The following is a 15345-nucleotide window of genomic DNA, read 5'->3' as shown; positions in this document are numbered from 1 at the left end:
CCGGCGTGTTCCCCTACGCCGCGCGGGTGAGCGGGCCGGTGGCGTAGCCCTGGGCGTCGCCGGCGATGACGGTGCTGGTGGTGCCGTCGACCGCCACCGGGACCTCGCCCGCCAGGGTGATGCGGGTGAGCTGCCGGCGTTCGCGGCCGTCGTAGTCGTCCACCGCGTAGTGCTGGGTGGCGCGGTTGTCCCAGATCGCGACGTCGCCGGGCGCCCAGTTCCAGCGGGTGGTGTGCTCGAGGCGGATGACGCGCTCCTGGAACAGGCGCAGCAGCGCCTGCGATTCCGAACTCGGCAGGCCGACGATCTCCTTCACGAAACCGCCCAGCAGCAGGGCGCGTTCGCCGGTTTCGGGGTGGACCTCGACCACGGGGTGCTCGGTCTCGAAGTAGGTGGCCTCGAATTCGCGGCGGTAGGCCTTGATGGTGTCGTCCACGCGGTCCTCGGCGGTGGCGGCGTAGTCGTATTGGTTGGTGTGCCGGGCGCGCAGGCTCTCCGCGAGCCGCTTGAGCGGGTCCGGCAGCGAGTTGTAGGCGGCGACGGTGGAGGCCCAGGTGGTGGAGCCGCCGTAGCTGGGCAGCGTGACCGCGCGCAGGATCGAGGCCCGCGGCACCCGGTCGACGAAGGTGACGTCGGTGTGCCAGCTGTTGGCGCGGCCGTGCCGGGAGTCGATGGCCAGACTCTTCACGCCCGCCGAGGTGACCGTCGGGTGCGGGGTGGTGGGAGTGCCGAGCAGTTCGGCGAACTCGTACTGCCCGTCCTCGGTGAGGTGGTGCTGGTTGCGGAAGAAGATCACCTTGTGCTCGTTCAGCGCCGCCTGCACCACCTCGACCGTCGCCGCGTCCAGGTCACCCCCGAGCCGCACCCCGTCGACCTGCGCGCCGATGTGCATACCGAGCTTGACCACCTGCACGGCGGCGGCGTCAGCAGTGTGCTCGCCAGACATACGAGGGACTCCTCTCGAACCGGGACGTAGGCCCCAGATCCGACCACCGCGGCCCGGCCGGCGCCAGGATTACGATCGGCCGGATCGAATCGCGTGACGGTGGGCGAGGTTGCTGTTCGGGGGTGTGGCTGAGGACGGCCTCCGTGTGGCCCGCCGACATCAGGCGGCGAACGTTCAGCAACTGGATCTCGGCGACGCGCCCCGAGTGGCTGCGGGCAGCGAGCTTAGGCTAACCTTTGTGCTTTGTTCCCGATAGGTTCAAGGTAGTGCGTGATGCGTTCGTCCGGTGACAACGATGAATTCCTGCCACTGACGTCCGCTCAGCGCGAAGTGTGGTTTGCCCAGCAGCTGCTAGGGGAGGTGCCGGTCACCACCACGCAGTACATCGATATCGAAGGTCCGCTGGATCTGGCGGCCTATCAGGAGGCCGGGCGGTTAGCCGGCCGGGAGCTGGGCGCGTACCTGCGGTTCACCCAGGCCGCCGACGGATCGGTCACGCAGTCCATCGAGCACGATCAGCACGACGAGATCGGCTACCTGGACCTCACCGGCGAACCCGACCCGGCCGCGGCCGCGCTGGACTGGATGCGCGCCGACCAGGCCCGCCCGTTCGCCCTGCACACCGACCCGCCGTTGCAGGGGACGTTCCTGCGCGTCGGCCCCGAACGCCACTTCTCTTACGCCCGCGCCCACCACATCGCGCTCGACGGCTACGGCGCCATGCGCATGCAGCAGCGGCACGCCGAGATCTACGCCGCCATGATCCGCGGCGAGGAGATCCCGCCCGGCGTGCTCCAGCCGCCCGCCGCGCTGGTCGAGGCCGATATCGCCTACCGCGAGTCCACGCGCTACGAGACCGACCGCGCCCACTGGGCCGAGCGCGCCGCCGACCTGCCTGCCCCGACCACCCTGGCCACCAGGCCGGGCGCCCCCGCCGCGCAGGCGCTGGTGGTGGGCGGCGCGCTGCCCGACGAGCTGAACGCCGCGCTGGAGCGCGCCGCCGACGGCGCGGGCACCTCGGGCGTGCTCATCGCCGCGCTCGCCGGCTACCTGGCCAGGATGACCGGCGCCGACGAGATCACCATGAGCCTGCCGGTGACCGCCCGCACCACGGCCGTGCTGCGGCGCGGCGGCGGCATGGTGAACAACATCGTCCCGCTGCGCGTCGCCGTCACCGACGACACCACGCTGGCCGATCTGCTCGCCGCCACCCGCCGCGAACTCAGCGGCGCGCTGCGCCACCAGCGCTTCCGCGGCGAGGACATCGCGCGAATGGCGGCGCGCGGCACCGATGTTCGCGGTTTCGGGCCCGCCGTGAACATCATGAACTTCCGCACCGGCGTCGACCTGGGCCCGGCCCGCGGCACCCTGCACCTGCTGTCCACCGGCCCGGTCGAGGATCTGACGCTCAATATCTACCCGGCCGATTCCGGGTTGCGGATCGAGTTCGAGGGCAACCCGAATCGCTACTCCCACACCGAACTCGAGGCCCACCACCGCCGATTCGTCGGGCTGCTCGGCGATCTCGTCGCGGCCGACGCGGCCACCCCGCTGCGCTCGCTCGAGGTGCTCGACGCGCAGGAGCGGGAGCGCCTGCTGCCGTGGCGCGGCACGCCGGGCATCCCCGCGGCGACCCTGGGCGACCTGATCGCCGACGCGGTGGCCCGCAACCCGCACGGCACCGCCGTCGTGCACGGCGACCGCCGCTGGATCTACACCGAATTCGACACCTGGACAAACCGTTTGGCCCGTGCGCTGGTCGCCGTGGGCGCGGGTCCGGAGACGCGCGTCGCCATGGCGGTAGAGCGTTCGGCCGAGTCCGTGGCGGCCGGCTGGGCGATCACCAAGGCGGGCGCGGCGTTCGTGCCGGTCGACCCGGGCTACCCGCCGGAGCGGATCGCGCATATCCTCGGCGACTGCGGCGCGCGAATCGGCTTCACCACCAGCGCTTTACGTGCGGAACTGCCGGATTCCACGCACTGGCTGCTGCTCGACGACCCGGCCACCACGGCCGGTTTCGGCGGGGCCGCCCTCACCGACGCCGACCGCACCGCCGCGCTCTCCCCGGCAAACACGGCGTACCTGATCTACACCTCGGGCTCGACCGGCGTCCCGAAGGGCGTGCTGGTGACCCACGGCGGCCTGGCGAACCTGGCCGAGGAACGTCGCGACCGCTACGACCTGCACCCCGGCTCGGTCGCGCTGCACCACGCCTCACCCGGCTTCGATATGGCTGTCGGAGAACAGCTTTGCGCGCTCGCCGGAGCGTCGACGGTGATCGTCGCGCCCCGCTATGTGGTGGCCGGCCCCGATCTGGCCGACCTCATGCGCCGCGAGCGGGTGACGAACGCGATCATCACCCCCGCTGTGCTGGCGACCCTCGATCCGGCCGAACTGCCCGATCTGAAGGTGCTCGGCGTCGGCGGCGAGGCCGTGCGCGCCGATCTGGTCGACGCCTGGGCGCCCGGCCGGCTCATGCGCAACGGCTACGGCCCCACGGAGGCCACCGATATCGCGACCATCGCCGAACTGGAAGCGGGCGTACCGGTGACGATCGGCGCGCCGCTGCGCGGTTTCCGCGCGGTGGTGCTCGACGCCCGGCTGCGGCCGGTGCCGCCCGGGATGCCGGGCGAGTTGTACATCGGCGGACCGGCTCTGGCGCGCGGCTACCACGGCCGCACCGCGCTCACGGCGGCGCGTTTCGTCGCCGACCCCTACGCCCCGGGCGAACGCATGTATCGCACAGGCGATCTCGTGGCCATCACCCCCGGCCCCGATCCCGCGCTCCTCTACCACGGCCGCACCGATTTCCAGATCAAGGTGCGCGGGCACCGGATCGAACCCGGCGAGGTGGAGTCCGTGCTGACCGCGCGTCCCGAGATCGCGCGCGCGGCGGTGATCGCGCACACCGACGAACGATCGGGCGCGCACCTGGTGGCTTATCTTGTACCCGAGGATGGTTCGGCCATCGACGTGGAAGCCGTGCGCGCCGAGGTCGCCGACGCGCTGCCCGCCTACCTGCGTCCCGGCGCCTACGTCGTGCTCGACACGTTGCCGTTGACGCCGAACGGCAAGCTCGACACCCGCCGGCTGCCCGCTCCGGTATTCGGCCGCACCGGCTTCCGCGCGCCCGCCACGCCGGGGGAGCGCCGGGTGGCGGCGGTGTTCGCGGAGGTGCTGGAGGTCGAATCCGTCGGCGCCGGTGACGATTTCTTCCTGCTCGGCGGTACGTCGCTGACGGCGACGCAGGTCGCGGCCCGGCTGGGTGTGGGTGTGCGCGAGGTGTTCGACGCACCGACCGTCGCGGCGCTGGCGGCCCGACTCGCCGACGCCACGGCGGTGCCGGAGCCGATCGCGGGCCCGCGCCCCGAGCGGATTCCGCCCGCCCCGGCCCAGCTGCGGTTGTGGCTGCTCAACCAGCTGTTCCCCGACTCGTCGGCGTACCACCTGCCGGTGGCGCTGCGGCTGACCGGACCGCTGGACCCCTCGGTGCTCACCGCGACCGTCGCCGCCGTGGTGGAACGGCACGAGGTGCTGCGCACCGTGTACCCGGAAACCCCGGCGGGGCCGTACCAGCGGATCCTGCCGGTGGACGACGCGGTCGCCCGTCTCGACCTCGAGCCGGTGGATGTCGCACCGGATACCGTGGACGGTGCGATCGCCGAATTCGTGGGCGCGCCTTTCGATATCACGTCCGACCTGCCGGTGCGGGCGCGCCTGCTGCGCACCGCCACCGACGATCACGTGCTGGTGCTGGTCGCCCATCACATCGCCGCCGACGGCTGGTCGTTCGGCCCGCTGGTCGCCGACCTCACCACCGCCTACGCCGCGCGGGCGACCGGTGGCCACCCGAACTGGGCGGCGCTGCCGGTGCAGTACGCCGATTACACGCTGTGGCAGCAGGACCGGCTCGGCGCGGCCGACGACCCGGAGTCGGTGGCGGCGCGTCAGCTCGCGCACTGGACCCGGGCACTCGCGGGCACGCCGGGTTATCTGCCGCTGCCGGTGGATCGTTCGTCCGCCACGGGCGACAGTCGCGGGGCGGCGGTGGAATTCGCGGTGGACGCCGAGATCGCCTCGGCGCTGGGCGAGCTGGCCCGCACCAGCGAATCCACCGTGTTCATGGCCGCCTACGCCGCTTACGCCGTTCTCCTGCAACAGCTTTCGGGCAGTACGGATATCACCGCGGGCACGGCGGTGGCCGGGCGCGGACACCCCTCGCTCGACCATCTCGTCGGCATGTTCGTCAACACGCTGCCGCTGCGCACGGTGATCGACCCGGCCGCGCCGTTCACGGAGCTGCTGTCGCTGGTCCGCACCGTCACGCTCGACGCGTTCGAGAACGCCGAGGTGCCGTTCCACCACATCGTGGAGGCGGTGAACCCGCCGCGCGCCGAGGGCAGGCACCCGCTGTTCCAGACCGTCTTCTCCTTCGAGAACCTGCCCGCCATCCCGGAACTGGAGCTCGACGGCCTGCGGCTGGCGGTGCTCGACCTGCCGCAGGACACAACCCATTTCGACCTGGCCCTGACCCTGCGCCAAGAGCCCGGCGCCGAGGGGTTCACGGCCGTCTTCCGTTACGCCACCGAGCTTTTCGATCACTCGACCGTCGAGGATTTCGCCGCGCGCTACCTGCGCATCCTGTCGGCTGTCGTCGCCGACCCCGCCGCGCCGATCGCCGTCGTAGCCCCGGCCGACGGCGATACGTGCGTCGCGGTCGCCCCGTCCGGCAACGGAACTCGTAAGGCCGCAACACCTTCCGACGACCGTCCGCTGACCGAGCAGGAACAGCTCATCGCCGGTGTGTTCGCCGAGATCCTGGAATGTGATGCGGTCGGCCTGGACGACACCTTCTTCGAGCTCGGCGGCACTTCCCTGATGGTGTTCAAGCTGCGGGGCAGGCTCTCGGAGGCGCTGGGCGCGGAGGTCGATCCGCGCACCGTCTTCGAACAGCCCACCGTGCGCGCCCTCGCCGCGCTCGATCTCGGCGCGGCGCAGGACGAACGGTGGGTGGCGCGGCTGGTGTCCGACGGCCGCCTCGACGCTTCGTTCTCCGTGGCCGACGACGCCGCACCCGCCTCTGCCACCGGCGAGGTGTTCTTGACCGGCGCCACCGGCTTCCTCGGCATCCACTTGCTGCGAGAACTGCTGGACCGCACGGACTCTCGCGTGCACTGCCTGGTGCGGGCGAGCGATCCCGAGGAGGGACTGCGCCGGATCGCCGCCGTCGCGGACGAATACCGCCTGCCCGCCCACGATCTGGCCGACCGGGTGATCGCGGTCCCCGGCGATCTCGCCGCCCCGCGCCTCGGCCTCTCCGACGCCGCGTTCGCCGACCTGGCCGCGCGCGTCGCGGTGATCATCCACAACGGCGCGCGCGTGAACCACATGGAGTCCTACGGGGATCTGCGCGCCGCCAACGTCGGCGGCACCACCGAGGTCCTGCGCTTGGCTGCCACCACCCGCGTGAAGCCCGTCCACTTCGTGTCCACCCTCAACGCCGTGCTCGGCACCGAGACGGACGGAATCGTGGACGAGGACAGCGCGATTCCCGCCGAGGAGGTCACCCGCCACGGCTACGTCGCCACCAAATGGGTCGCCGAACAACTGGTGCTCGACGCGGGCGCGCGCGGCATCCCCGTCGCGGTCCACCGGCCCGGATTGATCTGCGGCTCCGTCGATTCCGGCGTGATGAGCGCCGACGACTCGATGTGGACGATGGTGCGCGCCGCCGCCCTGCTGGGCGTCGCGCCCGACGTCGGCACCGCGACCGTTTTGCTCGCCCCGGTCGATTACGTGGCTCGCGCCATCGTCACCCTCGCGGCGCAGGGTGTGCCCACCGGTCAGCGATACCACCTGGTCAACACCCACCCGACCCCCGTGACGGACCTGCTGGCGGGCCTGCGCCGCCTGGGCTATCCGATCGAGACCGTGAGCGTCGAGGAGGCCGAGCAGCGCCTCGCCGAAAGGGCTTCGGAGAACGCGGATCTCATGCGCGCCGCCCTCCTGGTCGGCAACTTCGTCCACGTCGGCGACCCGGCCGCCGCCGACGTCATCCTCGACGACGCCCAGGCCCGGCGCGCCTTGGCACCTCTGGGCATCACCTGCCCGGAGGTGACCGACGCGGTCATCGACCGCTACCTCGGCTGGTTCCGCGAGGACGGCCTGCTGCCGGAGCTGCCGTCACCGGTGTAGTGATCGCCGCCCGTCGAACGAACGTTCGCGTCATGGCGCGGTCAGGGCGGAGCCAAGGGGGCGGCGGCTCCACCGCCGGGCAGTCCGCGATCGTGGCGAATCTGTGGTCAGCGGCGCCGCCCACCCCTATCCTGATCGGAACCGGACCCTCGAACACGGGAGGTCGCGATGTTGCGGCGCATCTCGGAACATGCGATCTGGCGGCACATCCTGCGCGGGCTGCTGCTGTACGGCGTGAGCTTCGGCGGCGCGGCGCGCTGCTGTGCGGAGTGGGAGCGCGGGTGGAAGCGAACGTCAGCGGGGGAGACGGACGATGTCGCGTCGATGTCGTGGGACAACACTTCCGCGTGTGAGGCGGACGCTGCCGCACCGGCATGGGACACGCGTGAGGCGGGAGGCACTGCGTCGACCACGCGGGAGAACACGCCCGCGCGGACAACGGAGAGCGCCGCCGGAGAACCCGGGCCGCAGTGGGACTGGACGATCCCCTACCTCTGGTACGACGCCGCGCACGGGTGAAACGTCACTGGTACGACACGCGAACGGGTGATACTCAGCGTCCGCCCGGGTGTGTCGGCGCGGCGGCGGCATCCGGTTCCGGCGTGTCGGTGACGGCGGGCGGTGTGTGCGTCGCCGCCTCGACCACACCCGGCACACCGTCGCGCACCACGTAGGTGGCGCGGGTGTGGATCGGCGCGCCGGGCCTGCGCACGAACGGGACGACGCGGAAATCGTTGCGCCACAGCTGATGATCGAGTTCCACCCGCACGTACCCGCGCTGGGAGTTGAAGAACTTGATATCGGGATTGGCGGCTTGCAGGCGGCGCCCGACCTCGTTCATGTCCGCGCCGTCGCCGCCGCTGGTGATCGACGTGCCGGTGAATTCCGAAGCCACGACCGGTGATTCGGGGTTCTCGTAGTCGCGGCGCAGGTCCGTGGCGTGGTTCTGGTGCCGGTCGCCGGTGATGACCACCAGGTTGCGCACCCCGGCGTCGGTGGCCGAGCCCAGCACGGCGTTGCGGTCGGCCACGTAGCCGTCCCACGAGTCGGTCGAGATCACCAGCGCGGGACCGACGTCGACATCGGTCTGGCTCATGCCCACCTGGTTGCCCAACACCTGCCAGCGGGCGGGGGACTCGCGGAAGCCCTTGATCAGCCAGTCACGTTGCTCCGCACCGAGAATCGTGTGGTCCGGGTCGAAGCGCTCCGGGCAGTCGGCGGTGACGTTCTCGCTGCACACCTGCGCGTCGCGATACTGACGGGTGTCGATCATGGTGATCTCGGCCAGGTCGCCGAAGCGGTAGCGGCGGTGCAGGCGCATCCCCGACGAGGTCGGCAACTGCGCCAGCCGCAGCGGCTGGTGCTCGTACATGGCTTGCAGCGCGGCGTCGCGGCGGCGGCGGAAGATCGGCGGGATCAGGTAGATGTCGAAGCCCAGGCCCGGCGAGTCGCCCGCCCAGTTGTTGTCGACCTCGTGGTCGTCCATGGTGACCAGCCACGGGAACGCGGCGTGCGCGGCTTGCAGCGGGAGCTCGGCCTTGGACTGCGTGTAGCGCAGGCGGTAGGAGCGCAGATCCACGGCCTCGTCCCGGAATTCGGGTCCGGACGGGCGGCCCAGGCGGCGCGTCCACTCCTTCTCGTAGATGTAGTCGCCGAGGTGCACCACGAAATCCAGGTCCTCGGCGCTGAGATGGTCGTAGGCGGTGTAGTAGCCGGAACTCCAGGACTGGCAGGAGGCGTACGCGAAGCGGATCCGTTCGGTCGGCGCGCCCGCCGCCGGTGCGGTGCGGGTGCGGCCGACGGGGGAGATCGCCGCGCCGGCGCGGAATCGGTAGAAGTACCAGCGGTCCGGTTCCAGCCCGTACACCTCGGGGTGCACGCTGTGCGCGAGTTCGCGGGTGGCGACGGCGGAACCGCGCGCCGCGATGTGCTGGAACTGTTCGTCGTGCGCCACCTCGTAGTCCACGGTGACCGGCGCGTTCATCATGCCGCCGTGCCCGTCGGGGGCGAACGGGTCGGGCGCCAGGCGTGTCCACAGCACAACGCTGTCGGGCGCGGGATCGCCGGAGGCGACACCCAGGGTGAACGGATCCCCACCCCATCGCGGCACCCGGAACCGCCCGCTGCTCGCCGCCGACGCGCCCACGAGGACCGCGGCCGATCCGGCGGCGCCGAATCTCAAGAGCTGTCGACGAGACACGGCCATAAGTCACGGTACATCGGGCCCGCGGGCCGGGCCGACCCGCGACGCACCCCACATCCGGCATTAACGAGGATTTCGCACGCCGCTCGCCCGAGGTGAACCGCGCTGTTCGGCCTCCGGCGGAGTGACCGAGAGCCTCACCGGAACTGATGCGATCCGGGTCGGCGACCGTGCGCCAGTCGTCGTCCGTCACCTGTTTGGACACGGCCTACGGGGTCACCTTGCGTGCGATCCAGCAGGACTTGTCGGCTATTCGTGTCTGGAAGCACGACGACACCACGTTCGAGGACTCCGCCCGCGCGAACGTCGCTGCCCGCGGCAGGAGCGAGTTGGTGGACCTCGGCGATATCGACTGGTGCGGGCCGAACAGGCCGGACGATCCCGACGAGGCCACAGCGACGGTGAGCGTGCGATACGAACGGCCATCAGCCGAAACCGGCAGCGCAACCGCACGGTTCCGTGCCACCTACGCCAAACAAGGCGATCGCTGGCAGGTATGCGCGATCGAATGACTCTGAAAGCCCTATCGGACCACGGTCAGAGTCCTCCGAGAAACGGGGAACCTCGGCGGTGGGTTGACCGGTCGGGTGGGGCCGGGCATGGTGGGGCGATGGGCGACGAGGTGCGCGCGGGCGTGACCCTGACCAATCTCGACCAGCCGCTGTTCGACGGGGCGGACGCGACGAAGCGGGATCTGATCGACTATCTGGAGGCGGTCGGTGAGCGGTTCGTGCGGCAGTTGCGCGACCGGCCGCTGTCGATGGTGCGGGTGCGGCCCGGCCAGGAGCCGTTCATGCAGAAGAATCTGCCCAAATACACTCCGGAGTGGGTTCGGCGGGTGACGGTGTGGGCCGAGAGTTCCCACCGCGACGTGACATACGCGCTGTGCGACGACGTGCGCACGCTGGTGTGGTTCGGCAATCAGCGTGCGGTCGAATATCACCCGACGCTGTTGCTCGCCGACTATTCCGCCGGGCAGACACACCTGGTGCTGGATCTCGATCCCTCACCCGGCCAGACGTTCCGCGACGCCGTGCGCGCGGCCGAGCTCATCCGGACCGCGCTCCGGGCCGACGGCTTGGACGGCGCGGTGAAAACCAGTGGGGCCAAAGGCGTTCACGTGTTCGTGCCGATCGTGGCGGGCATCCCGATCGAGGACGCGGCCGCCGCGACCAGGGCCGTGGCCGCCCGCGCCGAACGCCTCGACCCGGCGCTGGCCACCACCGCGTTCATCCGCGACGACCGCGAGGGCAAGGTGTTCCTCGACTCCACCCGGTCCGGCGGCGCGACCGTGGTCTCGGCCTACAGCCCGCGCATCCGGCCGGGTGTGCCGGTCTCGTACCCGGTCGGCTGGGCCGACCTCGCCGACGCCACCCCGGCCGATTTCACCCTGCGCACCGCGCCGCGACGCCTGGGCGAGCGCGACCCGTGGGCCGAGGAGATGCCCGCGCCGCAGGAACTGCCCGCCGACCTGGTCGCCGAGGGCCACACCATTCCCGTGGCCCGGGTGCAGGCCATGCACGAGGGCAAACGCCGCGCCCGCGCCCGCCGCGCGACCTGATCAGGGGATGCGCGCGACCGCGCCGAGCATCGAGACGGCCTCGGGGCGCGGGTGCGGCCGCCATTCGGTGGGCCGCCAGGTCAGGATGGAGCCGATACCGGGCGGCACCAGGTCCAAGCCGGTGAAGAACTGCTTGAACTCCTCGGTGGAGCGCAGCTGGAACGGCACCCCGCTGCGCTTGTTGGCGAGGTTCGCCTCGGCGAGGTCCTCGTCGGTGAGGTGATCGCTGGTCGCGTGGGTCATCACCAGGTGGCTGCCCGGCGCGAGGGCCTCGCAGAGTTCGCGCACCAGCCCGTAGGGGCCCTCGTCGTCGGTGATGAAGTGCATGACGGCCACCAGCATCAGCGCGACCGGCTGGGAGAGGTCGAGGGTGCGCAGCAGATCGGGGTGGCGCAGGATGCCGCCCGGATCGCGCACGTCGGCGTCGAGGTAGGCGGTCGCGCCCTCGGGGGAGGAGTTCAGCAGTTCGCGCGCGTGCACCAGCACGATGGGGTCGTTGTCGACGTAGACGATGCGCGATTCGGGCGCGATGCTCTGCGCGATCTCGTGCACGTTGCCCGCGGTGGGCAGGCCGGTCCCGAGGTCGAGGAACTGGCGCACGCCCGCCTCGGCGGCCAGGTAGGTGACCACCCGGCGCAGGAAGCTGCGGTTCTCCACGGCCGAGAGGCGGACCGTCGGGAACGCTTCGGCCACCGCGTCGGCGGAGTCCCGGTCGGCGGGGTAGTTGTCCTTGCCGCCGAGCCAGTAGTCGTACCGCCGCGCGGGATGCGGTTTGGAGGTGTCAATCCTGGCTGCCGCCGATTCCGAGTCCACCGCGTCCTCACTTCGTCTCGACTAGGGTCATCATGTCAGCTCGAGTTGCGAACCGGTTGCGAGGGCTGCCCTCGCACGGCCCCCGGAAGGCTCCGTCATGCAGTTGCAGTACAGCCCCTACGACTTCGACGTCCACCGCGACCCTTACCCCTATTACGCCAGGCTGCGCGAGGAGGCGCCGGTCTTCCGGAACGCGCAGGACGATTTCTACGCCTACTCCCGGTACGCCGATGTTCTTGCGGCGCTGCGGGATTCGGACACATACTCCAGCGCCAACGGATTGCGGATGGAGCCCGCGTTCTGGGGACCCCAAGCGGAACAGTTCTTTTCGTTCGTCGCGATGGACGCGCCGAAGCACACGCGACTACGCGGACTGGTCACCAAGGCGTTCACGAACAAGCGCGTGCAGGGCCTGGAGCCGCGCCTGCGCGAGATCGCGCGCGGGCTGTGGGAGCCGCTGCTGGAACGCGAAAGTTTCGATCTCATAGCGGATTTCGCCGGACCGTTCCCCACCGACGTGATCTCCGAATTGGTCGGGGTGCCCGAGTCCGATCGTGAGATGCTGCGCAAGCTCGGCACCGAGATCATGTACACCGAGGAGGAGTCCACCGATCTGCGCCCCGAGGCGATGCAGGCGATCGGCGCGCTCGTCGGCTACTACACCGAACTCACCATCGAGCGCGCGAAGTCGCCCCGCGACGATCTGCTCTCGGGTTTGCTGGCCGCCGCCGAAGGTGACGATCGCCTCACCCCGGAGGAGATCGTCGGCGTGTTGATCCTGCTCGTCGGCGCGGGCATCGAGACCACCATGCTCACGCTGGGCAATCTCTGGCACGCCGCCTGGCAGCACCCGGATCAGCGCCGCGCGGCGCTCGACGGCAGGATCGGCGACTGGATCGACGAGGCCATGCGCTACGACCCGGCCACCCAATCCCAGCTGCGCACCACCACCGCGCCGGTCTCGCTGCACGGCGTCGACATCCCGGCCGGTGCGCGCATCCTCTTGCTGACCGGCTCGGCGAATCGCGACCCCGAGGTGTTCGACGCGGCCGATGCCTTCGATCTGGACCGCGACACCTCGCGGGCGCTGGTGTTCGGCAGCGGCCGCCACCACTGCCTCGGCGCCAACCTGGCCCAGTTGGAGCTGCGCATCGCGCTCGGCGAAATCGCTTCCACCATCACCGATTACGAGATCGACCCGGCGAATCTGCGCCGCATCCACTCCTCGAACAATCGCGGTTTCGCGAGCCTGCCCACCACGGTCAGCGTGCGCTGAGACCGGTCGCGCGCCGGACCGAGCGGTCCGGCGCGCGTTCTCACGTAGATCGCGCAGCCCCGCGCTCAGAGCACGCGGCGCAGTGCGTCGGGCGTGAGTTCCGCGGGGGTGCGGTAGCCGTCGACGGCCATGGTCAGATCGGCCTCGGCCAGCAGCGAGCGCAGCACGTGCACGACGCCGTCCTCGCCGCCGAGCGCCAGCCCATAGGCGTAGGGGCGGCCGACGCCGACCGCCGCGGCACCGAGCGCGAGCGCCTTGACGATGTGCTCGCCGCCGCGCACGCCCGAATCGAACAGCACCGGCAGGCCGTCGGCGGCGGCGACCACCTCGGCGAGCACGTCGAGTGCGGGCAGGCCGCCGTTGGCCTGGCGGCCGCCGTGGTTGGAGCAGTAGATGCCGTCCACGCCACCGTCTTTCGCGCGCCGGGCGTCCTCGGGATGGCAGATGCCCTTGACGATGAGCGGCAGGTCGGTGAGTTCGCGCAGCCACGGCAGGTCGTCCCAGGTGAGCGGATTGCCGAAGACCTGGACCCAGCGCAGCACCGCGGCCTGCGGCTGCTCCTCGGGCGGAGCGGGGAGCGCGGCGCGGAACACCGGGTCGGTGAAGTAGTTGGCCAGGCAGTGCCCGCGCAGCTGCGGGAAGTTCGCCGTGCTCAGATCGCGCGGGCGCCAGCCGGTGACCCACGTGTCGAGCGTGACGACGATGCCCCGGTACCCGGCCCGCTCGGCGCGGCGCACCAGGCTCTCGGCGAGGTCACGGTCGGTGGGAGTGTAGAGCTGGAAGAAGCCGGGGGTCTCCCCGAGCGAGTCCGCGACGTCCTCCATCGGGTCGACCGACAGGGTGGACGCCACCATCGGCACCCCGGTGCGGGCGGCGGCGCGGGCCGTGGCCAGATCGCCGTGCCCGTCCTGCGCGCACAGGCCGATCACGCCGATCGGTGCCAGGAAAACCGGTGCGGGCCAGGTGGTTCCGAACACGTCGACGGAGAGGTCGCGCTGGGCGGCACCGACGAACATGCGCGGCACCAATCCCCATCGGTCGAACGCCGTGACGTTCGCGCGCTGGGTGTGCTCGTCGCCCGCGCCACCCGCCACGTACGACCAGATGCCCGGCGGCAGCGCGGCCCGCGCCCGCTCCTCCAGATCGGCGAAGGTCATCGGGTACTCCGGCGCGATGCCGCCGAGCCCGCGCAGGTAGATCTCGTTCTGGTAGTCGCCGAATGCCATGGGTGCCGCGCCTTTCCGTGCTGTGGCACGATCATGAGATATCCGGTTGTCGCGGCCGTTGAATCGCAGGAATCGTGCGGAAGGGCGAAGAATATGCAGAATTCCGCCGATCTGCTGAGTGAGGACGAGCTCGCGCTGATCCACGCCCTGCAACTGCGCCCGCGCGGTTCCTGGACCGAACTCGGGCGGGTGCTCGGCGCCGATCCGGTGACGCTCGCGCGGCGCTGGCAGCGGCTCACCGCGCGCGGGGCGGCGTGGGTCGGGCCGTCACCCGGGCCGCGGCTGCTCGACCAGGTGACCGTCGCCTACGTCGAGATCGACTGCACGGCGGCCGCCGCTTCGACGGTGAGCCGGGCGTTGTGCGACCACGCGTACGCGGTGACGGTGGAGCGGTGCGCGGGCAGCGCCACCCTGCTGGCCACCGTCGCAACGGCCGATCTCGCGAGCATGTCGCACTACACCCTCGAGACCCTGCCCGCCGTCGAGCACGTCACGGCGGTGCGAGCGCGGATCGTCACGCACATGTTCACCGAGGGCGGGAGCTGGCGCATCGACGCGCTCGCGCCCGAACAGCGCGCCGAACTCAGCGGCGGCGCACCCGCCGCGGCGCCCGCGCGCTCGGCCGTCTTGGGAGAGCTGGATCGGGCGCTGCTCTCGGTGCTCGCCGACGACGGGCGCGCCACGCACAGCGCGGTGGCGGACGCGCTCGGGGTCGGGGCGTCGACCGTCAAACGTCGGCTCGACCGGTTGGTGTCGCTGGGACTGATCCGGTTCCGCTGCGATTTCGCCAGGCCGCTGGGCGGCTGGCCGGTGGCGGTGACGCTGTGGTCGGACGTGCCCGCCCACCGGCTCGCCGAGATCGGCGACGCCGTGGTGCGGTGGCCGCAGACCCGCAACTGCGCGGCGGTCAGCGGCCCGCACAATCTGCTCGTCCAGGCGAATCTGCACGGCCTGGGCGATATTCCGCGCCTGGAAGCCGCGCTGGTGTCCGCGCACCCCGGGCTGCGGGCGGCCGAGCGCACCGTGACGCTGCGCCACGACAAGCTGTTCGGGCATGTGCTCGACGTGTGGGGGCGCAGCACGCGGGTGGTGCGCCCCGACGTGTGGAGTGCGGTCGAGGGGTGA

Annotated in this window: 10 protein-coding genes; 6 read left to right on the top strand and 4 right to left on the bottom strand. The window is 71.1% G+C overall.

The window, feature by feature from the left end; genetic code table 11:
* Positions 1-13: 13 nt before the first annotated feature.
* On the bottom strand, positions 14-946 hold the full coding sequence (locus DFR74_RS05325) for a TauD/TfdA dioxygenase family protein (RefSeq protein ID WP_067513928.1): 933 nt from the start codon (positions 944-946) through the stop codon (positions 14-16).
* Positions 947-1219: 273 nt separating this feature from the next.
* On the opposite strand from DFR74_RS05325, the gene DFR74_RS05320 reads away from it, so the two are divergent.
* On the top strand, positions 1220-7141 hold the full coding sequence (locus DFR74_RS05320) for a non-ribosomal peptide synthetase (RefSeq protein WP_067513927.1): 5922 nt from the start codon (positions 1220-1222) through the stop codon (positions 7139-7141).
* A 168-nt stretch (positions 7142-7309) separates the two neighbouring features.
* Entirely contained in the window at positions 7310-7660 is a 351-nt protein-coding gene (locus DFR74_RS05315; protein ID WP_067513926.1) for a hypothetical protein, read from the top strand.
* A gap of 34 nt (positions 7661-7694) precedes the next feature.
* Here the strand turns inward: DFR74_RS05315 and DFR74_RS05310 are convergent, their stop codons facing one another.
* Positions 7695-9347, bottom strand: coding sequence for an alkaline phosphatase D family protein (locus DFR74_RS05310; RefSeq protein ID WP_067513925.1), 1653 nt, complete (start codon positions 9345-9347; stop codon positions 7695-7697).
* Positions 9348-9541: 194 nt separating this feature from the next.
* Here DFR74_RS05310 and DFR74_RS05305 point away from each other — a divergent pair, with 194 nt between their 5' ends.
* Together DFR74_RS05305 and DFR74_RS05300 are read left to right on the top strand one after the other, a co-directional pair.
* Positions 9542-9856, top strand: a complete 315-nt coding sequence (locus DFR74_RS05305) for a hypothetical protein (protein ID WP_147265739.1) — start codon at positions 9542-9544, stop codon at positions 9854-9856.
* Positions 9857-9954: 98 nt separating this feature from the next.
* The gene (locus DFR74_RS05300) at positions 9955-10905 is read left to right on the top strand and encodes a DNA polymerase domain-containing protein (RefSeq protein WP_067513923.1); all 951 of its coding nucleotides are present in this window, start codon (positions 9955-9957) and stop codon (positions 10903-10905) included.
* Here the strand turns inward: DFR74_RS05300 and DFR74_RS05295 are convergent, their stop codons facing one another.
* Complete coding sequence (locus DFR74_RS05295) at positions 10906-11718, bottom strand: SAM-dependent methyltransferase (RefSeq protein ID WP_067513922.1); 813 nt, start codon at positions 11716-11718, stop codon at positions 10906-10908.
* A gap of 97 nt (positions 11719-11815) precedes the next feature.
* On the opposite strand from DFR74_RS05295, the gene DFR74_RS05290 reads away from it, so the two are divergent.
* Complete coding sequence (locus tag DFR74_RS05290) at positions 11816-12994, top strand: cytochrome P450 (protein ID WP_067513921.1); 1179 nt, start codon at positions 11816-11818, stop codon at positions 12992-12994.
* A 65-nt stretch (positions 12995-13059) separates the two neighbouring features.
* Here the strand turns inward: DFR74_RS05290 and DFR74_RS05285 are convergent, their stop codons facing one another.
* Positions 13060-14220 (bottom strand): alpha-hydroxy-acid oxidizing protein, encoded by a 1161-nt coding sequence (locus DFR74_RS05285; protein WP_067513920.1) that lies wholly within the window; start codon positions 14218-14220, stop codon positions 13060-13062.
* A 93-nt stretch (positions 14221-14313) separates the two neighbouring features.
* Here DFR74_RS05285 and DFR74_RS05280 point away from each other — a divergent pair, with 93 nt between their 5' ends.
* Positions 14314-15345 (top strand): Lrp/AsnC family transcriptional regulator, encoded by a 1032-nt coding sequence (locus DFR74_RS05280; protein ID WP_067513919.1) that lies wholly within the window; start codon positions 14314-14316, stop codon positions 15343-15345.

The sequence above is a fragment of the Nocardia puris genome, from assembly GCF_003315035.1.
Taxonomy (GTDB): Bacteria; Actinomycetota; Actinomycetes; order Mycobacteriales; family Mycobacteriaceae; genus Nocardia; species Nocardia puris.
This window is presented reverse-complemented; position numbering and strand designations above follow the sequence as displayed.